This window comes from Nodosilinea nodulosa PCC 7104, assembly GCF_000309385.1.
GTDB lineage: Bacteria > Cyanobacteriota > Cyanobacteriia > Phormidesmidales > Phormidesmidaceae > Nodosilinea > Nodosilinea nodulosa.
In genome coordinates, this window is the sequence record NZ_JH976537.1 from 1069576 (window position 1) to 1092426 (window position 22851).

Below are 22851 nucleotides of genomic sequence, written 5' to 3' on the forward strand. Positions count from 1 at the left end.
CCTGAGACAGTTATATTTGTAGTTTCGAACGAACTACGCCATACAGATTCAGATATTGTTGAGCAACGGTTTTCTTTAGAAAAGCGGGGTTAATGTAGCTATCCCGAGGGGCTGGCTGAGTCAGGGCATTTTCCATGGCCTGCACCAGGTTTGATAACGGCGCTTCGGTCAGTGAAAAATAGCGGCAGTGGGGAGAGGCAATCTCATGAAAGATCGCAATGTCTGAGCAGACAATTGGGCAGCCCAGGGTTTGGGCCTCCACCAAAGGCAAGCAAAACCCTTCGGTGGAAGAGGGCATCACAAACACCTCGGCATGTTCATACAGCCACCGCAGTTCGCCGTCGCTCAGGCCCGACAAAAACCGCACCTGCCCCTGCACGCCAAGGGCTTGCACCAGCTGATGCAGCGCCTCGGTTTCGGGGCCACTACTGCCGACTAAACAGAGCTGCGCGCCTGGGGTCAGTCGCTGGGCCTGGCTGAGCTGGGCATAGGCCCGAATCAGCAGATCCAAATTTTTGTTTTTGCGGTGCTGGGCCACGCCCAAAAGAAAGGGCTTACCCAAGTCTTGGGCAAGCTGGGCGGGCACGGCCGCCTCTCCCGCACCAAACTCAACCGAGTTGTAGATCACCCGCAGCGGCTTTCGGCGTTGCAGGGTGGGGAAATACGCCTTCAGCGCATCCAGGGTAACCTGAGACACGCAGGACAAGCCCTGGCACTGGCCGACACACTGCCGCAAAAACCACTGGTTAAACCAGACCTGAGGGTAGCCAAAATTTTGGGGGCACTCGTAGGGATACAGGTCGTGGATGGTGGCCACCAGCGGAGCCTTAAACCAGCGCCGAACAATGGGAAACGGAAAGGAGAGGTGCACCACATCGGGCTGGAGCCGATTGGCCAGGCGGGGGAGTTCGTTCAGAAACCAGACGTTGCGGCTAACGGAACTATTTTTGATATCGATATCAATCAGCTTAATTTTAGGAGAGTCCAGATCAAAGCTGTTGGCAAAGTAGTCGACCTGCCAGCTACCAATCAGCACCGTCACCCGGCTGACCTCATCGCGCTCGGCCAGGCACTGGGCTAAGTTAGCCCCGTGGCGGCAGACCCCGGTTGGTTTTTCGGGCCGATGGAGAATGGGAATCAGGATATGCATAGATTTCCTAGCTCACCTTTACGGGGGTGGGGCGCACGGTGGCTTGATAGAGACGGTCCAGCCGCTCTCCCACCACCCGCCAGCCATAGTTTTCGCTGACCAGGGTGCGGCCGGCGGCTCCCATGGTTTCGCGCAGGGCAGGGTCTTGGGCCAGGCAAGTCATCGCCTCGGCCATGGTGTGTACGGTTTGAGCAGGGGTTTGGGCCGCCACTTTGAAGCCGGTTTCTGCGGTCACCTGCACGGCTGGGCCACCCAGATCCAGGCAAACCACGGGTCGCCCGGCGGCCATGCCCTCAATACAGACCCAGCCCCCCGAGTCGTGCAGGCTGGGGTGCACCAGCACGTGGCATTCGCGCAGCTTTTCGAGGGTGTCCTCGCGGCTGAGGCGGCCCCAAAACCTGACCCGGTGGGCAATGCCCAGGGCTTGGGCCATGGCCTGGAGGGTCTGGCGTTCGGGGCCGTCGCCCACCAGCCAGTATTCGGCATGGGGCAGATTGGCCTTCGCAAAGGCCCGCAGGCCCAGATGATAGCCTTTCCAGTGCAGCAGCCGCCCCATGCTGATAAATCGCACCGGCGCATCGGTGGGTAGGAGATACTGCCGCAGCGCCCACAGCTCGTCTTCGAGCAGGCCCACCTCGGGCACGATTTGGATATCTTGCGCGCCCATCTGCCGCAGCCGGGCGGCGGTATCGGTAGTGGTAGCCCGTACTACGGTGCTGTTTTGGGCGGTGAGGCGGGCGAAGGGGTCCAGCTCGCCCAGTTTGCGCACCAGATCGCGGCCCACTTCGTAGAGCCGCGCCCGCAGGCTAAAGTCTTGCCAAAAGGGAGCCGGGGCGGTTTCACCGCCGCCCACCGGACCCCAGATAAAGGGAATGGGCAAAAAGGCCAAAAAGCTGGGGCTGGAGTATTTGACGAAGGTGACGTGGTGGGCCAGATCGAAGCCGATTTCCCGGTGCAGCTTTTTGGCCACAAAGTAGGCCTGAATTTGCCACAGATAGTAGTGAATCTGCATCGCTCCCGACTGGCCCCACCGCATGCTGTCCTGCCAAAAGGGCAGGGTGAAATAGACAAAGTGAAGGTTGGGCAGCGGGTTGCGGGCCAGCTCGGCCTCGATCGCATCTTTGCTTTCGTCGGGCCGGGTGAGCACCCAGACCTCGTGGCGCTTGGCGACCTCGCGGGCCACGTTCCAGCCGACGCCCCGCTCGGAGCCTCGCCCAGGTTCGCAGGAGTAGGCAGAGAGTAAGACCTTCATCGATACGCTCCTTGGGCTAGTGGGACAGGGTAGGAACGGTGGTCGCCAGGGCCGGAGCCAGTTCTGCCACCCCGACGTTGGGGCTGAGCCCGCGCTGCTGGCGAATGCGGTTGGCCACTTCAATAAACGACTGCACCGCAAAGTTCAGGTCTTGACCGTCGAAAACAGCCATGGAGCGCTGGCTGTAGCGATCGCGCGTTTCGGCATCGGCCATGTCAACCATGGCGGCGGCCAGGGCGCTGACGCTGCCGTAGCGGTACACCAGGCCGTTGTAGCGGTGGATGACCGTGTCGCTGTAGCCCCAGTTGCCGCAGCGATCGCTCAAAATCGGCGGGCAGCCCGAGGCCATCGCCTCCGACACCACCAGCGGATGGGGGTCAATGCGCGAGGTGCACACAAAACAGTGCATGGCGGCGTAGTAGAGGGGCAGCTCCGACTGGTTGACAAAGCCCACATTCACCACCTCGCCGTTGAGCTGGGCCAGGCGGGCGTTGATCTCGGGCTCCAGATCGCCGCCGCCCAGCATAATGCCGCGAATGCGAGGATCTTGCCGGTGGGCGGCGGCGATCGCCTCAATGAACTCAAACGGCGACTTGCGCTCGATGTACTTGGCCACAAAACCGTAGAGCAGGGTGTCGTCGTCCCAGGCGTGGCGGCGGTAAACCCGCTGAATATCGGCCTGGCGGTGGGTGATGGTCTGCCGGTAGCGATCGCCATCCACCGGGTGGCAGCCCCGAATAATCTTGTCGTCGCCAATGCCGTAGTGGCGCAGGTGAATTTCGTTGTGGTCGCCGCAGGAGAGCCAGTAGTCGGCCAGGTTCATCATCCAGGGATACATAAACGACATTGCCACCCGTCGCGCTCGGCTATAGCGCCCGTCGGAGAGAATCGTGGCGTCGTTTTGCATGATCAAAGGAATGCCCCGCAGCTTGCAGAGCAGCGCCGTCAACCGATAGGAATAGTTGACAAAGCTCTGCATGAATACCGCATCAAAATTTTGCGACGTTAGCTGACTCACCAGCCCAGGGCTAATGGTGGTTTTGCGGCGGACGGCTGGCACTTTGCCGGACAGATCTCTGAGGTATTGATAGTCGTAGCCATCGAGCAAATCCACGTCCCAGGCCTGGGCGCTATTGCCCAAAAGCTGGTCGCCAGCCTGCTGATTTTCATTGGAGAGGTACAGCACCTTGACCGATAAATTGGGCTGTTCGCTCAGCTTTTTCCAGAGTGGGCCGTGGTGCTGGGTAGGGTGGGTAAACACTACCCCCAGGCGAAATGGTGTCGTCATGGTTCCTATCCCTATGTGTAAACGCGCTGAATTCCAACGGTGAGTAACTACCAATCGAGGCTCGTTTCGTAGCCCAAGTCCATCAGCAGCTCGCCTGCAACTCGCTTAAAGGCTTGCCTGTGGGGGTCTTTGAAATACTTTTGCCAGCCGCCAATCGAGCCTTTACCACCCTTGACGTAGGTGTGCGATTCTTCGGGATTCATCGCCCGTGACGAAAATCGGGCCTTCACCTCGTTGTCAGGCACCGAAATCTCCAGGTGGTCTAAGATTTGCTCGACCAGGCAAAGTCGCTTGTCTTCGTCGCCGCCACCCCGTTCCCCGACTAGATCTTCAAAGCGAATAGACAAGGTATCGGGATGACTTAGCCATCCTTTCCACCGCCTAAAATCCTGGCCAATATCGGGTTGCGACAGGTTGGAACCCAGGGGCGAGCCCAGGGGCACCCCCTCAATGGTGTGCATCAACTGCTGATCAAAATCGGGCAGCTGCCGGTACAGCGGGTGCAGAAAAATGCGCTCTTCTTTGGTGACCCAGCGGGCGTGGGATACGGCCACATCGCGCAGATCGCGGTAGATAAAAAACAGCTTGCAGCGATGCTCGCTGAAGATATCCAACACCTCGTCACTGCACATCAGGTGGCTGCGAACAATGGCCTGATCTGGCGCTGAACCAACTTTCCAGCGAATGTGGGCCGGAGTATTCATAATGCCGCACAGGGCCTGCACCGAAACAATGTCATCCCACTGCTTTAGGCCCGGCATTGAATAGAGAATTTGATACAGTAAATGGGTGCCGCTCTTAGGATAAGAATTACAGATAACCAGCCGTTTAGATTTACCTAAACCAGTGAGCTTTTCTTTAAGATATCGACTCAAAAATAGGGTGTCTCTAGCCTGAAGTCGGAGGCTGTTTTTTAATAAATAACTCAATGGGGCAACCCTCCTGGGCAAAACGACTTAGCTCCAAATGACTCGGCTCCAAATGACTCAGCTCCAAATGACTTCGCGCCCGCTCTCATCCCTTCTTCAGTACATCCTGGTAGGCATCCGCAATTTTTTGGGCGGTTTTTTCCCAGGTGAACAAATTTATTCTCTCCCGGCCTCGCGCTACGAGGCTGTGGCGCAACTCCGGATCGCCCCACAGCTGCCGCACGGCCTGGGCGATCGCCCCCTCATCCAGCGGATCAACCAGCAGGGCGGCATCTCCGGCCACCTCTGGCAGCGCCGTCACGTTTGAAACCACCACGGCGGTACCGCAGGCCATCGCCTCCAGCACAGTGAGGCCAAACCCTTCATAAAAGGAGGGAGCCATCAAGATATCGGCGGCGCTGTAGATCTGATTGAGGGTGGCTAGATCCGGCTGCCCCAGATAGCTGACGTTTTCCTGAAGACCTTGATCGTCGATAAACTGCCACTGGGCGAGGGTAAAATCACTGCCCACCTTCCACAGGTGTACTGGCATCTGCCCACGCAGTTGCACCAGGGCGTTGAGAATGCCCTCCAGGTTTTTGCGAGGGTTGTTAGACCCCACGTTGAGTAGGCAGCAGGTGGGTTCGCTCAGGCCATAGCGCTGCCGCACTGAGGCTCGTTCGGCCAAGGGTCTTACCGCCATGCTGGGATTGACTCCGTTGGGGGTAACGGTAATCTGCTGAGGTGGAATGCCTAGGTGGCGAGTCAGGTCTTTGGCAGTGTAGTGGGAGACGGTAAAAATGTGTTCGGCCCTGGCCATACCGCGCACGGCGTATTTCCAGGTGGCCATGCTCACCCAGGGCAGCCGGGCGCGACCCTGAAACCAGTCGGGGCGAATCCAGTTGATGATGTCGTGGCAGGTAACCACCGTAGGCAGACCCAGGCGCTGGAGCTGGGGCACCAGGTAACCATCACTGTGGTCGATAATGTGGGCAACATCGGCCTTGAGGTGCCGCAGCGATCGCGGGTAAGACCAGTAGCGCTGGTAGTACTTATGCAGCCCTCCCTGCCAGGATTGCTGCACCTGCTTCAGAGCACTGTGGTCGGGAGCAATTTCAACAAAGTCCCAATCGGGTCGCACGGTTCTGAGCCCGGCCACAACCGCATCGGCATAGACATCCATGCTGGCTGAGACCCCAGGGGACCGTCGCAAAATAGCAATACGCATAGTGGGTTAAGTTATAAAAAATAGCGGGTCCAAGAGCCTTAGCCCAGATCCGACCCGGCTGCTCCAGCCACAGCGGGAGCAGTAACCAGGCTGCGCAAGCCCTTCAGCAGCCGCTGAATCGCCTGGGGGCGCTGGTGGGGGGCGAACAGCCAGACAATGGCGGGTTTGGCCAGCGCGCCCGGCATCAGCCCCACCCACAGAAACCAGAGGCTAAAAATCAGCCGCTTGGGGGCGTTGTAGTCGGAGTAGCGCCACAGGGCGCGAATGCCCAGCCGGGTTAGCTGCCAGCGAGTGTCACTGGGCACCGGGTGCACCTCGGGGTCAAACCGCAGCGACGACAGCCGCGACCACACCCGCCCAAAGGAGCGCATGTAGAGATCCTCGGGCACCGCGTAGCCCAGCTTTGGCCCCCAGGTTTGCAGCAGTTCGCAGCGCTGCAGGTCGTGGCGAATAAAGCGGTGAAATCGGCCGCTGCTGATGGTGGCCATGGCCCACTGGTTGCTGTCGTGGATGCGGTAGGCCCCCAGGGGGGCTTCCACCGTCGCCACATCGCCATAGAGCGGAATCAGCACCGAAAGGTAGTCGTCGGAGGTGGTGGCGTACTCGCTGGCAATTGGGGTGACCTGGGCCAGGGCCTGGCGACTGAGGGCGTTGCCGCTGGTGGGGGTGCCGTTGTAGGTACCCATTTTGATCAGGGTGCGCCACACCTCGCCAGCGGCTAGGGGCAGGCTGGCCGGGGGCAGCGTGTAGCCCCGGGGGGTGCCTTCGCCATCGACCACATCCAGCCGGTAGTGCACCTTGGCCAGCCCCGGCTGCCAGGCGGCAACGATGCGCTCCACAGCCTGGGGATACAGGTAGTCGTCGGCATCGAGAAAAAGAACGATATCGCCGCTGCTGGCGGCAAAGCCGCTGTTGAAGGCAGCCCCCTGCCTGCCGTTGGTGGTGTGCAGTACCGGGATGATGCGATCGCCGTACCCGGCAATCATCTGCCGCGACCCATCGGTGGAGCAGTCGTCGACGACAATCACCTCGACCCTGGCGTAGGTCTGGCCCAGGGCGCTCTCGATCGCCTCGCTCAAAAAGCGCTCGTAGTTGTAGTTGTTGACAACAATGCTAACCAGCGGCTTTGCCTGCTCAATTGCCATTTCAATCGCCATTGGGCCTCCCTAGCTGCGCTCTGAGACGCCGCTGCTAAACTGCAATCGAAACCGCTCCTGAATCGCCACCCAGCGCAGGCGCAGCATGACCACCGTAAACTGCCACTTTTGGCCGGGGCCACGCAGGCGACCGTCCTGCCAGGTGCGCCAGAAAAAGCGAAAGGGCGGCTTCAAAAAGAGAATGAAATCCCTCAGCAGAGCCGATTTAGACTGCTGAGCCGCCGTCAGCATGTCGTAGCGGCCTCCCATAATTCGCACCGATCGCTTGCGCAGATCGGCCCAGGTGTTGCGGGCCGGGTGGTTGACCTGGGCCTCGCGGCCGTAGAGCTGGCGGTAGCCCGCCGCATACACCCGCTGCCCCCACTGCTTGTCGCCCCCCGACTTGAGGGTTTCGTCAAAGGGGCCAACGGCGGCTAGCACATGCTTAAAGGTAAACAGGTTGGCGGTTACCCCAAAGTGGTCGTTGGCCAAAAACTGATCCTGGGGAAAAGCCAGGGCAATGGTCTCGTACAGCTCGTAGGGGTTGGGGCGATCGCGGTTTTGGGCAAACAGCTCCACATGGCCCGCCACTAGGCCCACATTGGGCTCACTCAGCAGGGCAGCAACGCCATGCTCTAGCCAGCCCGGCTGGGGAATGCAGTCGGCATCGGTAAAGGCAATCACCTCCCCCAGGGCCAGTTCTACGCCCCGATTGCGGGCAATGTAGGAGCCGGGGCGCGGTTCAGAGGCCAACCTCACCCGCTCAAACCCGGCTGTCGCCGCCGCTACGTCCTCCTCGGAGTTGTTGTCGACCACAATGATTTCGTAGCGCTCGGCGGGGTAGGTCTGCTGCGCCAGGGCCTGAAGGCAAAGCCGCAGGTGAGCATTGTCGTTGTAGACCGGAATAATGATGGAGACGAAGGGTTGAGAGCGTGTAGACATAGCCTGAGTAAGATAATTAGCAAGTTCTATAGCGATCGCCGCGTTAGGCAAAATGCAGCTCATGCAAAAGACCGCCGGGGTTGCGTCCAGCCGTGGCTGACTCAGCCAAAACGTTCCACCGCCAGCGCTATCTCTATACAAAGCTCTTGAAGCGCAGCCGGAAACGGTAGTAGGCAATCATCAAATAAATCTCCAGGCGGGTTAGCCAGGGGCTCTGGGCCAGGTAGGTTTGCAGCATTTGGTCGCAGTCGGCATCGGCACAGCGATCGCTGGCGTAGCTGCTGCTGCGGTAGGTGGCATAGCCCTTGGCCAAAAACTTCTGGCTAATCTTGCCCAGCTCGGGAAAATTTTGCTTCAGCCAGTAGCCGGTGGTGGTATAAATCTCCCCAAACATGCGGCGTTTTTTGTCGACGTTGAGGTTTTTGTAGTAGTTGTTGTGAAACCTGTAAACGCCCAGGTTTTTTGTAGTTCGATAGCCCAGGCTGAGCCCCACCGCAGGGGTTTTAATGTACAAATCGGTAATCGCCATGCCCGAAAGGCCCTTGATGGCTGGCAGCGGAAACAGCTTTTCAGATATGCGTCGCGAAAAACAAAGGTTCGAGGTAGAGGGCGTAAAGCCCGGGATTTTGCCCTCGCCTAGCTGCTTTCTAAAGTCAATTTTCTCAAGCTGCTCGCGCACCGGCATGGCGCGAATGGTTTCAAACAGCGTATCTAGCTGGTCTAGAGCAATATCCTCGGTTTCAATCGGGGCCGATTCGGTAAACACCCAGTCCACATCGGGGGCTGACTGAAACAGCTCAACCACCTGGGTCACCCGCTCTGGCAAAAACAAATCGTCGGCGTCCAGCAGGCAAATAATATCGCCACGGCTGGCAGCATAGCCCGCATTGAGGGCCGACGCCTGGCCGCCGTTGGGCTTGAGCACCGGGATAATGCGATCGCCGTAGCTCTCAATCACCTGGACTGAATCATCGGTAGAGCCGTCGTCTACCACAATCACTTCCACCTTGGGGTAGGTCTGGCCCAGGCAGCTCTCGATCGCCACCGGTAAAAAGCTGCCGTAGTTGTAGTTCATGATAATGACGCTAACAATCGGCAGCGCCTGATCCTGGGTAGCATATAGCTTTTTCATAGCCTTAATTCTCAGTCCAGTGGGACAAGTCCTGCTTAATCAGATCCTCTAGCTTGCGAATATCGTCGCGATAGCAGCGCTTAAGCTGCTCTTTAACCTCTGGAATAATGCTATCTTTTTTGGTATAAAAGACTCGCTTCAATGGGTTAGCAATAGCAGAGTAAACAGGCTCAGGCAGCATAGCCTGAATTTTCTCTTTAAACTGTCTGTTCTTGAAAACGTAGCGATTCAGCACTTTGCTGCGCGGTTTTTTAGAGGCGTTTTCCCGTGAAAAATTGGGCGCAAAGCTAGGGTCAACCCCCAGGAACTCAAACACCTCAGCGCAAACCTTTCTGGGGTTTTGGTTGAGATTTCTCCACAAAATTATTTTAATTCTGTGGTGCTCAAACAGCTTGTAGTAGCGATTTACCTGCTCGTAGTAAAAGCCCCCTTTCTTATAAAACCAGCCCACCTGCCAGTGCTGTTTTTCTCGGGTCGGTTCCTGGGCCAGGGCTTCCTCAAAGCTCAGGGTCTCACGTCCGTCGCGCAGATGAAAACAGTAGGCCGAAAATGCTCGATCGATGGGGTTACGCAATATCATTAAAATTTTGGCGTCAGGGATAGCCTGTTTAATGCGCTCCGCTGACTTTTCAAAAAATAAGTACTCCGTAGAAGCCTCACCAATGGCAATTTCGTTGGTTACACCGTCAAATAGAGTTTCGTACTCCTGCCGCGACATTCCCTTCTCGCGGTAGAGGTTGCCGATCGCCTGGTGATAGAAGGTTGTGTAATACTCGGGCGCAAAGTATCTGGGTTCCTTGCGAGGGCTCATATAAACCTGCGGATGCTGGCTGAGGTATTTATAAAGGGATGTTGTTCCGGCTTTGGCTGCTCCTACAATTAAAAAATTGGGCAGTGTCATGGGCATAACCTCTGAACTCGCGTGTGATATCGATCTTTGCTCCAATGGTTTGAAAAAAGTTTTAGACAGGTAAATCTAACGGAAGTGAGGTAGCCTTTGGGGTGAAGCTAAACCTCCAGTCCCCACTGGCCAATATCAACCCCATAGACCTGCTGTAGTCGTTTCAAATCGTCGCGCAGCTCGTCTACTACAAAGCTGTACTGTTCCTCAGAGAGCTTAAATTTTTCCTGTACCCGTCCGGTGCTAAACCAGCCGCGCACCGTGGTCATTACGGGTTCTCGATAGCTGTGGGGCAACCGGCAAATCACCGGAGAGGCGATGTATTTATCCACTACCGGCCAGGCGCGGTTGGTAATTTTTTTGCCCGTAGAGCTATTGTGCTGTTTGCCCAAATCAGAAAACTCAAAGTCGGCATCCACCCCAAGAAACTGGCAGACCTGTTTGAGAATTTTGTCGGGTTGTTTTCTAAGATCGTCGGCATTGAGCAGCAAAATATCTTCAGGGTCAAACCGCTTAAAGTATTCGTCTAGCTGCATCGCGTACTTTGAGACTTCAATGGCTGGGTAAGGGATACCGTTGACGATCGGCTGCTTGTAGCGAATTGACCAGCGTTCTTCCAGGTCGTGGGTGCAGTGGGAAATAATCCGCTCAACTGGGTTTTTGATGATGTAGATAAACTTAAATTTGACGTTTTCCTGCTTGGCTGTGGTGAGGATGCGATCGGCGGCATTGGGCAGCCGGGGTATCTTTGAGTAATTGATCGAGGCCTCCATGGCGATCTGGTGCTGACCAGGGTCTACTTGCCAAAGACTTTGATAATACTTAAACCCTTTCTCCCACGACTTCTCATGGGTAAAGAAGTTGGGCTCTTTGCTGATGCAGCCCACAATCTGGGGATGCTGAGCCAGATAGTTGAACAGGCTGGTGGTACCGCACTTCATGGCACCAAAAATAAGTAGATAGTTTTGAATAGGGTCAACCACAGCAAACTCCAAAAGCTTAAACGGCCAGAAGGTGTCTAAAGCGTAAACCTGAAAAGCTTAGGGCAAAACAAATAAATTCTTTTTCTACGCAATAAAATATCTATCGAAGCAGTTTTGATGGCTATCAAAGACTGAACCTAAGCTTAGCCTTTCTCCCAACTCGTCAACTCTGTCTGTCGATATAGCTTGGCTCGAAATCAGCTTAAAAATCGCCTTAGATAAAGCTTCGCCCGTGTAAGGTTCAAAAGTGCTGATTGCCCCTGGAACCAGATGATTATACTCCTCAATCTGGGGAAGGCTATAGGCTAAAATATTAGGGTTTCGGGCTGAGATCCAGGTCGATAGCGAGCCTGAAGCCGAACATGTTTTAAATGGACATACGGCAACATCAGTAGCGGCCAGGTACAGGTTGAGATCGTCTTCAGTTAGATAGCCTGTAACCTGCAATCGATCGGCAACATTGAGCGATTTGGCCAGGGTAAATAAGCCATCTAAAAAAGTTTCGGAACCAGGGCTACATTTCCCCGCAAATATGACCCTCACATTCTCAGGCAGGGTAGCCATAGCTTCCACCAGCAGCTCATGCCCTTTGCGACGATGGATCCATCCCAGCAGAGTAACTACAATATCCTCTTTAATGCCCAGCAAGATCCGAGATTGATGCTTATCCACTGCCAGACTTCTAGCCTCTACAAAATGGGGAATAATCGCTATTTTTTTGTCAACCTTTTCTCGGATGCTATCTATAGATGCCAGTCGCTTTTTCTCTTCTTTGGTGCAGACCAATAACAGGCTGGCATGATTAACGAGCAGCCAGAGAGCAGAGGCCTTAAACCCATACATTGCCTTCAGGAATGTGAGCATGTCGCGGACTTTAAAGGCGTACTGCTGCCAGTAGACGTCGTGTAACGTAACAGCTAGTGGCGCTTTGCACCCGGCCATAAATACCATCAGGTTGATAACGCTAAAATTGTTTCCCCAAATAGCTTGGTTGTACTGGATATGGACAATATCCGCCTCAGCTAATTGTTTGGCAGCCTGCCAGAGAACTCTGAGGTTGCTGAACCAGCTAGGGCCTAGATCAGCTTGAACCTCTAAAACTGCCAGGTTTTCTCTACGTCTAGCTTCTGCCGCTAGCAGACGACCATAGCGATGCAGCCCGTGCTCGGGCTTGCCCAGGTGTAGGTAGCCAATTTTCATCGCTTTATCCGCTTCTCTACGTACTGCCTGGCTCGATTGAAGCTGCGCTCGGTTTTAAGCTGGGTTGCCACCCACAAGACCTGCCAACCGGAAGCGTAGGGCTCATAGCCCAGTCGCATCATTTCGTCTTTAACCACCCAATCGACGGTGGCAATTTCTTCGGGGGTCATGTCCTGCTGCCATCGGGTTAGGGAGTCAGCACTGACGGGCTTGACGGCGTTGCCCTTCCAGGGTTCGCGGCTGACGTTGACTCCTTTAGAATCTTGTCGATAGTAGTCCAGCATGGCGGCCTGAAACGAGAGGCCTAAAAATTGGCAGATTGCTTTGAGGCTTGCTTCGGGATTAGAAACCAGGGCTTCATAGTGCAGGTTATAGATAGCGCCATCGGCGGGAGGGCACTGCCGAGCCGTTGCCATGTAGCGCCGCCACACGCCCGCATCGCCGCCAATACTGCCCGTGGTCCAGGGCACTTTTTTCCAGGAGTTAACGACCGCCCGAGGGTCCCGAATAATATGAATAAAGCGAGCCTCGGGGAAAAATTCTTGGAGAGTTTGCATGTAGAGCAGGTGGTTAGGCGTTTTTTCGCCAACCCTAGCGACGGCGCGCTTTTGGCGAAACTGGCTGAGCACCAGACCGAATAGATTTTTGTAGCTGCGCTCCAGGGTTTGGGCCGCTGCGATGAAGTCGGGAGCCGATAGCTCCATTTCGGCGAATTCGGGCAGATCGACGATGGCTTGGAGCAGGAGCTGGTAGGCGCGATCGCTCTCTAGGCTGCCGTACTGCTCGCGCTTGAGCCAGAAGTTTCGGATAAAGTGCGTCTCTGGCGCGATCGCCACCTCCGGATGGGCATCTAGCATTTGCTGAAGCAGGGTGGTGCCCGAGCGAGGGCAGCCGACGAGAAAAATGGGGGCCAGCGTTTGCATAACCATACTCTCTTGCATCGTTTAAGACGAATAGCCCAGACGGCGCAGCAGGGGGCCTGCTTCTTGCTCAATATGCTGAAGCTGATCGGCTGAAAGCTGGCGCTGCCATCCCCCTACCGAGTCAGCCCTGGCGTGGGCAAAGGCCTGGTACAGGCACTGAGCAGAGACTGGGTTATGAATACCCAAATAGTCGAGCAACTGCTCGGCCTCTTGCTGAGGCTGAGAGACTAAATTTTCGTAGCGAAGCTCGTAGTACTGAGCCGCCGGGAGGGTTTGAGCCTGCTCTAAAATGGCGCTGACGTGGCGCCGCCAGGCCCAAATGCAGCGGTGAATATCGCTGGTGGTTTCAAACTCGTGGGCGCGATCGCTCTCTACCCAAAAGCGCGGATAGGGACCGTGGCGATAGCCACTCGACTCTCGCTTGTTAGACTCCGCTGAGGCAGCCTGCAACCAGGGCTTTTTGCTATGGGAAAGGGCCGCGTCTCGCCCGTCTCGAATAATGTGAACAAACTGGGCATCAGGAAAAGCCTGGTGCAAAAAACTAATCAAAAAGCAGTTGCGGGGAGTCTTTTCGGCAAATCGCAAATCGCCATCGGCATGCAGGCGCAGAAGCCAGCCATAGACAAAGTGGTAAAACCGACTGGCCTTGCTAAAGCTCCACTCGTTGCTGTGCACATAGCGAGCCGCAGCTTTAGTAGCTACTGGCTCAAAGTGGTAGGAAATTTCTGGAATGTCGGCAATGCATGAACCTAGAAAGGTGGTGCCAGATCGGGGCGAACCGACGATAAAAATAGGCCGACTGAGATTGGGAAAAGCCAGGTGCCACAGTCTGGAAGTAGAGAAGGGTCGCGACTGGCTGTGGTAATACTTTTTATCAACGACTGCGGTTTGTCGCGCCCAGCTCAGCAGATTAAACCAGTTAATAGGCTTAACCAGCTCAGGGCGATCGCCACCCGCCTTGGCTAAGGCAGCAGTTTCTACAACATTCATAGCTAAGTTAATCGGTAGGAGAACAGTTAAATCAGCAGAATGCTAGGGGTTTACCTGAGCCGCTCTAGCGAGTATGGATTCTGTCTTGCCAAGCCATGCCGCAATATAGTCGCTATCTAAAATAGTCAACAGCTCTTTGATCTCGCCTTCATATTTTTCGGCCAGCAGAAACTCTATCTCGGTAGGTATACTTTTTTCAACCGATACATTCTTGCGCTCAGCCAAATTCTTGGGGGGAAGCTTCAGAGCATCTAAATTGAGAAAGGCGCAAACCTTTTGTAGTAAACGCTGCGGATCGGAAACTATTTCGTCATAAAAACCAATAAACACGGCATCTTTACCAAAAACTGCCGTCCAATCGTTAATCATACGAACGTAGTCGCCGCGTCTAGACACTTTAGGTTGATCTAAAATATGCTTAATTTTAGCTGCTTCATTGAGATGGCTAAACCGACCTTTGGTATACTCAAATCGAACCTGAGACCAGGCCCGATCCACAGGATTTCTCAGCATTAAAATAATTTTCAGCTCTGGCAAGAGCGTTTTAATCGATCGAATATCATCTAGATCGATCAGCGAATAGTCGGGAGTAATTTCACCCTTGAGCAGATGACCGCCGTCGGCAAACAATGACAGGTACCAAGAATCCCCATAGGTGCCAAAGTAAAAGCGCGTCATCCAGCGTATTTGCCGCCAGCTACCCGATCTAATTGCCCTTGACAAATCTTCTTTGAGCAATCGTCGAAATTCTTGGTGATAGGTTTCCTTCCCGATGAGACGATTAATCAGTTTTTTTTCTGCCAGATAGCTCCAGGAGGGATATTTGCGATCGCGATCAAAATAGTGCAGCTCTTTCTTCGGCGGCATCCACACATCGGGATGGCTTTTTAGAATGCTCCAGAGCCAGGTTGTACCTGCCTTTTGCGCTCCTACGCCTAAGAAATCAATTGTGCTAGTGTTCATTGGGTTTGCCTATACTGAAATTCTTTAGATGTAGCGGTGCTTGGGTTAACAAGATACTTAGGCGTTATTCCAGTAAAGCCGCACGTTAACAAGCGCCTTAGCCAACTTTAGATACAGGTAGATATAGACAACCAGAATTCGCTTTCCCACATTTCTAATATTGCTATTTCTCAAAATCTGTATTAGGTGGCTAGCCGGAGGCTTTAAGTCAGCCAGAACAACGCCTAAAAATTTGATGGGTGGTAGCTCAAGCTGATTTTTAATGTAAAACTCGCCTTCGTAGACGCGGCGTAGCTTTTGGCTCAGCTCTTTTAGCTCAGACCGAGCGGGGTGGCAAATCTCCACATCCTCGGCGTAAACCTGCTCATACCCAGCAGCATATACCCGCTGTCCCCACTCGCGATCGCCCCCCGACTTTAGCGCCGGGTTAAACAGCCCCACCGCTTCAAAAATCTCGGGCGTAGTAAACAGGTTAGCCGTTACCCCAAAGTGAAACGACTTGATGTACTTCTCTTGCTGTAGAAAGTGTAGGCTGTCGTAAAGCTCAGCCGGGGTGGGGCTTTGGGGGTCTTTAAACGAAAAGTTGATGCGCCCCGCCACCAGACCACAGCCCTTGTGGCGAAGCATTTGGTCCACGCCTTTTTCGATCCAGTCTGGGGCGGGGGAGCAGTCTGAATCGGTAAAAGCCAAAATGTCGCCCTTGGCCAGGGCAATACCTGTGTTGCGGGCGTTATAGGAGCCAGGGCTGGCTTCAAAGGCATAGCGCGCCTGGGCAAACGAGGCGACAATGCCCTTTAGATCTTCGGTAGAGTTGTTGTCTACCACCACCACCTCATAGGCCGATTTAGGGTAGGTTTGGTTTTCTAGCAGGCCCAGGCAGGTGCGCAGGCGATCGCCATCGTTGTATACCGGAATAATGACCGAGACAAATAAATGGGTCATAGCAGCCTAGGCCCCAAAGCAGGCCCGATAAACTTCCACGGTCTTCTTAGCGACATCATCCCAATCCCAGGCTTGGGCCATTTTATAGTTGTACTCTCCCCTGGCGGCGATAGTTTCTTGCTGCCGCAAGGCCGACTGCAATGCTAAAAACAAGCCATCTCGCTGCGCTGGCTCGTACAGAAAGCTGCCCTGCTCGGTTAGAACTTCGGTAATGCAGTCTTTTTTGGGCGCCAGGCACGCGCGACCAAACGACATTGCCAGCAGCACAGCTCCAGAGGTCAGGATCTGACGATAGGGAAACACCGCCACATCGGCGGCATTCATATACACTTGAACATCGTCGTCGGGCACAAAGTCAGGAATGAAATCGATCGAGGGGTTAGCCTCTGCCCTCTGCTGGATGGTTTCAAGTAGTGCTTTGTCTTTTGATTTACCAGCGATGACCAGATGGGCCTCAGGATGGTTAAGCTTTTCAAAGGCATCAATTAGCTCGGTTACACCTTTGTAGGGTCGAATTAAGCCTAAAAACAAAAAGACAAACTTAGACTCTGGAATGTTAAGCCTCTGGCGGGCTTCCTGCCGTGACACCGAGTTTTTGTACTGCCCAATATAGTTAGCATGGGGAATCACGTGCACTCTGCGGGAAATATTGAAAGGAAACTGTGCAACCAGCTCTTTTTTCGCTGCTTCTGAGTGGACAATGATGGCATTGGCTAAGATTACCGTAACCAGCGTGCAAATGCGATCGAGCAGGGGTTCGCGATCGTCGTGATCTTTGATGTTGTGAGCTGTCCAGACGACCTTTATCCCACGCAATTTAATGACGGTTAGCCCTAGTACATATTTAATTAAAGGACGGAAGGCTTTGAGGGTAGAAGATTCACTATAGAACTCGTGTAGCCAGTGAATATGCAGTAGCTCGGCCTCGCGACTGTTGATCTCTTGGGGCAGATAAACTCGTTTACCTTCAATGCCTTCTGAGCTAATACCAAATTTGGCCATGGCATCAGCCAAATTGAGTTGGTAGGGGTTAACAGCAATAAATCTAGGATAAAAACATGTATTCATAGAGCTAGGAGCCTAGGAGCTGTAGTCCTCAGAATAGGATAGTGCCAGTAGTACTAAGAAACTGACTCGCTGATCTTCAATACATTGCATTAATTAATACACTCTGCACAAGACCCAATATTCAGGAATTTCTGACAATTTGATAGCAAGGTTTATCCAAAAATTCCTAACTGTTTCAGTCCTCGGTTAAGGAACGAAGATTTGGCTTTAGACTTATTGTGGCCTTGAAAGCCAATTGCCCCTGTGGGATGAAGACCCCATTTCTCAACAAACTTTTGCCTATCAACATCTGAGCCTGTTTTTTGCCTGAGTGTATCTCCAGAATAAGCTATAGGCTTGTGCTCAAAGAAGATTTGAGGTAAAGCATGGACAATTACTTCTTGCCTATAGCATTGCATAAAGAAGTCGAATAGTTCAAAAAAGAAGTCATATCTTGGATCGAATTGGATTCTCTCAAAAACCTTGCATCGAATGAGCATCGTGGCTAGGACCACATCGACTTTTACGCTCGTCATCTTCATCTCATTCGCATCGTCAAACCCAAGAAAACTTTTGTAAACCAGCTGTTTATCTCCTGATTGACCAAAATGAAAGTATTGTCCTATCGCTCTTTTCGAAAAATCTCCATGTTCTCGCCATGCCGCACCTACGATGTCTACATGAGGCTTTTCCTCTAAGTATGAGATCATCTTTTCAATTGAACCAGGCGTAACCTCATTATCATCGTCAAGAAACAATAAATAGGGAGTCTGAGTGTTCTCGATAATTATTTTTCTCGCAGCCGATGGACCAATCGGAGAATCAAATTGAATGCATTTAATTTCGGGATATTTACTATAAATATCTAGATTTCTATTAGTTATAAGGCTGTCAACAACTATAATTCTATGATCAATTTTTAGATTTCTAGAGATACTACTAAGGCAGCCTTCAATAGCTTCAGGCCTGCCGCAGGTTGGTATGCCTATGGTTAGACAAGATTTAGTGTTCATGGCAACTATGATGCTCCAATGAGATGTCTGAAGTCAGAAGTTTTTCGCGTGGAATTATGGCATTTTTCCGAAAAAATAGCCTAAATCTGCCTAGAAATAATTAACTTGACCACCAAAACCTCAATCATTTTTTATTCGAAAACTTAGTACCTCGACGATAGTAAGCCACAGTATTATGCCTTAGTTGTCTGACTGGTAGAAAACTGCATTTGATGATACTTCCAGAGTTTTCCTCGCTCTTTTAATAAATCATCGTATCCGCCTTGCTCCACAATTCGTCCTTTTTCCATTACCACCACTTTGTCCGCATTAGCAATGGTCGAGAGTCGGTGAGCAATAGCAATCACCGTGCGGCCCTTGGCTAGCTTCTCTAGCGACTCTTGAATCAGTCGCTCCGTTACAGAATCCAGGGCGCTGGTCGCCTCATCCAAAATCAAAATTTCGGGATTTCTAAGCAAGGCGCGAGCAATGGCAATTCGCTGGCGCTGCCCACCCGAAAGCCGCACGCCGCGATCGCCCAGCACCGTATCAAACCCCTGGGGCAGGTCATAGACAAAATCCAGCGCATTGGCCATTCTGGCTGCCTCTAGCATGTCGGCTTCGGTGGCGTTTTCTACCCCGTAGGTCAGGTTGTTGCGTACGGAGGTGTTAAAAATAAACGTGTCCTGGCTCACAATTGCCATGTTTTGGCGCAGCGTGTTGATTTTGAGATCGCGCAGGTCAACCCCATCCACCAAAATGCGTCCCTGGGTGGGGTCATAAAACCGGGGCAGCAGGTCAGCCAGAGTCGTTTTGCCCGCTCCAGAAGAGCCAACCAAAGCGGTCGTTTCTCCCCGCTTAATCGACAGGGTAATGTCGTGCAGCACTGGCTCATCGGGGTTGTAGGCAAAGTCAACAGCTTCAAAATCAATCGAGTGCTTAAACCCAGCAAAGGTCACCGTGCCGTCGGCAAAGTAGGGTTTGTCGTCGCGGCGCAGCAGGTCGTTAACCGCGCTCAGCGCTCCCTGGGATGAAATAAACCCAACCCGAGCATTGTTTAGGGCCGAAACCAGCGGCGTAGTGCGAATCAGCACAAATAAAAAGGTCAGCAATTCCGCCGCCTTGAGCCGCCCGGTAGAAATTAGCAGCCCGTACGACACCACCACCATACCCACCAGCAGCGTCGCGCCCAGCCCCTCAATCAGCGGCTGCACCAGGCTAGACAGCCGAATGACCCCTAGCTGTGAGTCGTGAACCTTGCGGGTTGCGGCATAGTAGCGCTTGCGCTCAAACTCCTGGGTGCCCGAGGCGTGCACCGTGCGAATGCCGTTGATAAACGACAGGGCGCTGTTGGTAAAGGCCTTGTTGGCCTTGGGCACCTCAAAGCTAGCCTCGCGCACCCGCCGGGTGAGCGAGGTCAACCCCACCGACATCAGCCCAAACACCAGCACCGAGGTCAAAAAGAGCTGCCACGATAGCAGCAGCATCGCCGCCAGATAGGCCAGCACCTTTGACCCCATTACTACGAAAGTAGACAGCACGTTAAAGGCCGCCTGCACCTGGTTGATTTCTCCCCGCAGGGTGCTAATCAACGAGCCAGGGCTAGAGGTAGCAAAGTAGCTGAGTTGAAAGCTGGCAAACTGGTCAAAAACCCGACGGCGCAGGCAGTCTACTAATCTAAGGGCAGTGCGTTTAGAATAAATGTTGCCCAAATAGTCAAAGCCCGCCCGTAGCCACACCCCCAGCAGCAACAGCCCAGATAGCCGATAGATACGCTGCGCAGCCGGGGCTTCGGTGGCCAGCACCACCTGGTCAAACCAGGCCAGCCCGGTGCGCAGGGCTGGCTCTTCGGGGTTGGTTAGCCCCTGCAAAAACGCGGCAATAAAGCCTACGGTAAGCCCCTCAAACACAGCGGCAATTAGGGCAAAGCAAACGGCGGCAATGGCAATCCAGCGAAAATGCCTGAACTCGCGCAAAATGAGCTGGTTGTCTTTCCAAAAGCTGGTAGCTTTGACCAGGTTTCGAGCAAAGGTAGGTAGCGTTAATTTCATAGAGAAGAATATTCCAAAAACAAAGGCGATGGCCTGAGTCAGCCATCGCCTTTGAAACAACTATAGCGATTAATAGTGGACGTGCCTGGTCGCCCCTAGGCGGTCATCGCCGCTTTGCGCTGGGGTCGCTTGCGCTCTGAGCGCCTTACTCCCCCGGCCATTTCGTACTCATAGCTATCGCGGCCAAACTTAACCTTGACCCCGCTCAGCATGTGGTCCGACATTTCGCCAAGCGCTCGTTCCTCCGCCAGCATTTCGTTATACAGGCTATCTACATTCGACAGCATTGCATTGTATTTTTGCTGCTTGGCCCGCAAGGCGTTGATAGCCTCCCAATACATCTCTAGGGTTCGTCCATTGCCCAAATCTAGCTCCGGCTCAATCGACACCATCGACGTGGCCCGCAGTTCAGCTTTTTCTAAAATTGCAGAGAGTCTTTTGCGTCTCGACATCCTGTAAATGCCCCCATGGCATGTAAAACAACAGTGTTGGGCTTTCCCAACGCTCACACTGTAGCCAAGGCTTGAAAGCCAATATCACCGTAAAAATTGGGAACTCTGCAATGCCAGATCTTGCCTCCCTGTCAAAAAGATCCGAAAATTTCCCCAAGGCATTAATCCCTTACTGCAAAGCAATAAGCATTTCAAAGGAAGGCTTACTGCTTTCTTTAAAGGGCTTATTGCTTTCCTTGAACGTCATAAGCCTTTCCTTGCAACACTCAAGCCAGCTAACGCAAGGTTTATCGATTCTAAGACATGCTATAAGCTACTCAAACAACCCCCAAAGCCTTCCTTTGCATCCTCTAAGCCATTTACTGCAAGGCGTAAGTGTTGCAAAAGCTGCCTTTAGCCACACAGGTATGCAGGGTGTACAAAGCGAAGCGTGCCCGCCCTAGCAGGCACACCTATCCCCTGCGCTGCCCGATCGCCTGGCGGCATTTCGGAACAGGGCAAAGAGACTGAGATCTAGAGCGACCGTCAAAGCCCCTTTGCAACAAGGACCCTCAAAGTAGAGGGCTGGCTTAGGTTGTTATTTTCCTTTACAAGGCTAAAAGGCCATCTCCGGAAATATCTGCACCCGGCCCCCCGGTCACCCATGGTTTAAGGTCTGGTGAAATCTGTATCAAAATATCAAAAACGTCCTGATCGCACGTTTGCAGGGTAACAAGCAGCGAACACGCTCTACGCCCTTAGCCCTAGCGCCATGGTTGGGAGTGGGCTAGCGATCGCCAATCGAGTCACTGCGGTACCGCAGTGAGGTCAGAAAATTGGCGGCATCTTCCGGACGCAAGATTAAGAGACGGTAAACGTAAGGTAAATAAGGCCATTGCTATTGCCCCCAAACGGGCCAAGAGCACGGTACCTGCTTGGGTATATCTCACTTTTGTTAGCCTGACTTTCCGCCAGAGGCGCAAGCCAGATCTCCTAGATCGTTCTCCCCACTTAGAGACGAGAGAACGAAGCCAGGATTAAGACTACAAAACTGAGATGTGCCCAACCGCTCCTCTGCGGGTAACCAGCTCGCATTTTTCTGCAAACCGCCCTAAAGCTTTGAAAGATCATGCAAAAAACCTTAAACCACTATGCAGAGGTAATCCTCAGCCCAAATAGAGTTGGCTTGTTTTTACTGGCCATTGTAGCCGTAGCCGGGGCAGGGCACATTATTGTATATGTGCTGGCGAATTTTTTCGACATCAGAAGCTTCCCACTGGCGGGAATATTTCATTTTTTCAATATGCGTGATGAGGGCAATTTCCCTACCTACATTTCGGCCTTAAATCTGCTGCTGGCGGGTGGGCTATGTGGATTCATTTTTCACCATGAAACTCAGCTAAAAAAATATGCTGCCTGGCACTGGCTAGGGTTGTGCATGCTGCTTTTAGGTATGAGCTTAGACGAGGCGGCCCGAATCCACGACGCCATCATTGGGCCGCTGTCCATCTACTTCTTAGGTCGAGGAGAAGGTGTTTTGTACTACAAGTGGTATCTATTCTATCTTCCTATTGTGGCTGTTGTGTGCGCTGTTTATATCCCTTTCCTCAAGCGACTTACGCTGTTTTTTTTCGTCGCGTTTTTTCATGTCTGGGGCGGTCTTTTTGACTGGGGCAGTCGGCATGGAGATGGTCGAAGCTTTCCTGTTTTCAACAGGTCGAAATATAACTAACCAAAGCGTAGGCATGAGCGTTTTTCTAGAAGAAACGCTAGAAATGCTGGCCGTGGTTATTTTGATCCATACGCTGCTGGTCTATATCTCAACTTTTGGTTATGCCCTCAAGCTCAAAATATCTAGCCATAACCGCTAGAGGTCTTGGCTATGGCTAGATTGCCTTAATCCTTTGCGGGATGCGTTAGCGATAGCGCAACGCACCGTCGTATAAATCTGAGTGGCTGACAGAAGTTCTACTTGGGGGTTGGATGAAACGAAGTGAAACCCGACAGCAGCAGCGGTTTGTTGGGTTCTGCCAGCGCTCTACCTAACCTAGGTAAGACCATAGCTTTCATCAGCTTTGTCGGTCAACCAGCGTATAGGGTAATGCGCTATGGCTACGCCTGATAGCACCGTTTAGGTGCGGCAATCTACTTAAACCGACTTGATCTCTCAGAGGGCGTTTGAAAAGTGATCTGCTGTAGCTTTAGCCACCTGCTGATCCCCCCTGCCCCCCTTAAAAAGGGGGGTAAAAGTCCCCCTTTTTAAGGGGGATTTAGCGATTATCTTGATTGTCAACCACTTGTGGCTGGCGTGGCAGTCTGAGCGGGTTCTGTATCCTTAGGGTCTCGCCACGATTGACCTTGGGTGACCAGCGCATTGAGGATGCCTAACAGC

General features: G+C 53.2%; 22 protein-coding genes and 1 pseudogene. 3 read left to right on the forward strand and 20 right to left on the reverse strand.

What is annotated here, in order from left to right:
* Positions 1-10 precede the first annotated feature (10 nt).
* The 19 genes from LEPTO7104_RS0104645 to LEPTO7104_RS32795 all read right to left on the reverse strand — a co-directional run bounded on the left by LEPTO7104_RS0104645 (position 11) and on the right by LEPTO7104_RS32795 (position 20480).
* Positions 11-1150, reverse strand: coding sequence for a glycosyltransferase family 4 protein (locus tag LEPTO7104_RS0104645; RefSeq protein WP_017297385.1), 1140 nt, complete (start codon positions 1148-1150; stop codon positions 11-13).
* 7 nt (positions 1151-1157) lie between these two features.
* The gene (locus LEPTO7104_RS0104650) at positions 1158-2402 is read right to left on the reverse strand and encodes a glycosyltransferase family 4 protein (protein WP_017297386.1); all 1245 of its coding nucleotides are present in this window, start codon (positions 2400-2402) and stop codon (positions 1158-1160) included.
* Positions 2403-2418: 16 nt separating this feature from the next.
* Positions 2419-3690, reverse strand: coding sequence for a glycosyltransferase family 4 protein (locus tag LEPTO7104_RS0104655; RefSeq protein WP_017297387.1), 1272 nt, complete (start codon positions 3688-3690; stop codon positions 2419-2421).
* A 47-nt stretch (positions 3691-3737) separates the two neighbouring features.
* The gene (locus LEPTO7104_RS0104660) at positions 3738-4640 is read right to left on the reverse strand and encodes a sulfotransferase domain-containing protein (RefSeq protein ID WP_340627199.1); all 903 of its coding nucleotides are present in this window, start codon (positions 4638-4640) and stop codon (positions 3738-3740) included.
* 64 nt (positions 4641-4704) lie between these two features.
* On the reverse strand, positions 4705-5826 hold the full coding sequence (locus LEPTO7104_RS0104665; protein ID WP_026072371.1) for a glycosyltransferase family 4 protein: 1122 nt from the start codon (positions 5824-5826) through the stop codon (positions 4705-4707).
* Between the two features lie 38 nt (positions 5827-5864).
* Complete coding sequence (locus LEPTO7104_RS0104670) at positions 5865-6983, reverse strand: glycosyltransferase family 2 protein (RefSeq protein ID WP_017297390.1); 1119 nt, start codon at positions 6981-6983, stop codon at positions 5865-5867.
* Between the two features lie 9 nt (positions 6984-6992).
* Entirely contained in the window at positions 6993-7904 is a 912-nt protein-coding gene (locus LEPTO7104_RS0104675) for a glycosyltransferase family 2 protein (protein ID WP_017297391.1), read from the reverse strand.
* A 133-nt stretch (positions 7905-8037) separates the two neighbouring features.
* On the reverse strand, positions 8038-9036 hold the full coding sequence (locus LEPTO7104_RS0104680; protein WP_017297392.1) for a glycosyltransferase family 2 protein: 999 nt from the start codon (positions 9034-9036) through the stop codon (positions 8038-8040).
* A 4-nt stretch (positions 9037-9040) separates the two neighbouring features.
* Positions 9041-9937, reverse strand: a complete 897-nt coding sequence (locus LEPTO7104_RS0104685; RefSeq protein ID WP_026072373.1) for a sulfotransferase family protein — start codon at positions 9935-9937, stop codon at positions 9041-9043.
* Between the two features lie 107 nt (positions 9938-10044).
* Complete coding sequence (locus LEPTO7104_RS0104690) at positions 10045-10920, reverse strand: sulfotransferase family protein (RefSeq protein ID WP_225886925.1); 876 nt, start codon at positions 10918-10920, stop codon at positions 10045-10047.
* A gap of 84 nt (positions 10921-11004) precedes the next feature.
* A complete protein-coding gene (locus LEPTO7104_RS0104695) occupies positions 11005-12120 on the reverse strand; it encodes a glycosyltransferase (RefSeq protein ID WP_017297395.1) in 1116 nt (371 codons plus the stop codon).
* Complete coding sequence (locus LEPTO7104_RS0104700) at positions 12117-13043, reverse strand: sulfotransferase family protein (protein WP_017297396.1); 927 nt, start codon at positions 13041-13043, stop codon at positions 12117-12119. The genes LEPTO7104_RS0104695 and LEPTO7104_RS0104700 overlap by 4 nt, the downstream gene beginning before the upstream one ends.
* Before the next feature lie 21 nt (positions 13044-13064).
* Complete coding sequence (locus tag LEPTO7104_RS0104705) at positions 13065-14033, reverse strand: sulfotransferase family protein (protein WP_017297397.1); 969 nt, start codon at positions 14031-14033, stop codon at positions 13065-13067.
* Positions 14034-14075: 42 nt separating this feature from the next.
* Entirely contained in the window at positions 14076-14996 is a 921-nt protein-coding gene (locus LEPTO7104_RS0104710; protein ID WP_071527185.1) for a sulfotransferase family protein, read from the reverse strand.
* 57 nt (positions 14997-15053) lie between these two features.
* Positions 15054-15938, reverse strand: coding sequence for a glycosyltransferase family 2 protein (locus LEPTO7104_RS0104715; protein ID WP_017297399.1), 885 nt, complete (start codon positions 15936-15938; stop codon positions 15054-15056).
* 6 nt (positions 15939-15944) lie between these two features.
* Entirely contained in the window at positions 15945-16940 is a 996-nt protein-coding gene (locus tag LEPTO7104_RS32790; protein ID WP_017297400.1) for a glycosyltransferase family 4 protein, read from the reverse strand.
* Positions 16941-17158: 218 nt separating this feature from the next.
* On the reverse strand, positions 17159-17998 hold the full coding sequence (locus tag LEPTO7104_RS0104725; protein WP_071527186.1) for a glycosyltransferase family 2 protein: 840 nt from the start codon (positions 17996-17998) through the stop codon (positions 17159-17161).
* A gap of 173 nt (positions 17999-18171) precedes the next feature.
* Positions 18172-20028 (reverse strand): heterocyst formation ABC transporter subunit HepA, encoded by a 1857-nt coding sequence (hepA, locus tag LEPTO7104_RS0104730; protein WP_017297402.1) that lies wholly within the window; start codon positions 20026-20028, stop codon positions 18172-18174.
* 95 nt (positions 20029-20123) lie between these two features.
* Positions 20124-20480, reverse strand: coding sequence for a hypothetical protein (locus tag LEPTO7104_RS32795; RefSeq protein ID WP_040695285.1), 357 nt, complete (start codon positions 20478-20480; stop codon positions 20124-20126).
* Positions 20481-20590: 110 nt separating this feature from the next.
* Here LEPTO7104_RS32795 and LEPTO7104_RS39890 point away from each other — a divergent pair, with 110 nt between their 5' ends.
* The 3 genes from LEPTO7104_RS39890 (at position 20591) to LEPTO7104_RS42215 (ending at position 22330) form a co-directional block, all read left to right on the forward strand.
* Positions 20591-20923 carry a hypothetical protein gene (locus LEPTO7104_RS39890; RefSeq protein ID WP_155523520.1) on the forward strand — a complete coding sequence of 111 codons (333 nt, stop codon included), beginning with the start codon at positions 20591-20593 and terminating at the stop codon, positions 20921-20923.
* A 665-nt stretch (positions 20924-21588) separates the two neighbouring features.
* Positions 21589-22191 carry a hypothetical protein gene (locus tag LEPTO7104_RS0104740; RefSeq protein WP_026072374.1) on the forward strand — a complete coding sequence of 201 codons (603 nt, stop codon included), beginning with the start codon at positions 21589-21591 and terminating at the stop codon, positions 22189-22191.
* 13 nt (positions 22192-22204) lie between these two features.
* Entirely contained in the window at positions 22205-22330 is a 126-nt protein-coding gene (locus LEPTO7104_RS42215) for a hypothetical protein (RefSeq protein WP_017297404.1), read from the forward strand.
* Positions 22331-22748: 418 nt separating this feature from the next.
* Here LEPTO7104_RS42215 and LEPTO7104_RS43500 read toward each other — a convergent pair.
* Positions 22749-22851 (reverse strand): annotated as a pseudogene (locus tag LEPTO7104_RS43500) (IS110 family transposase); the annotation flags it as partial.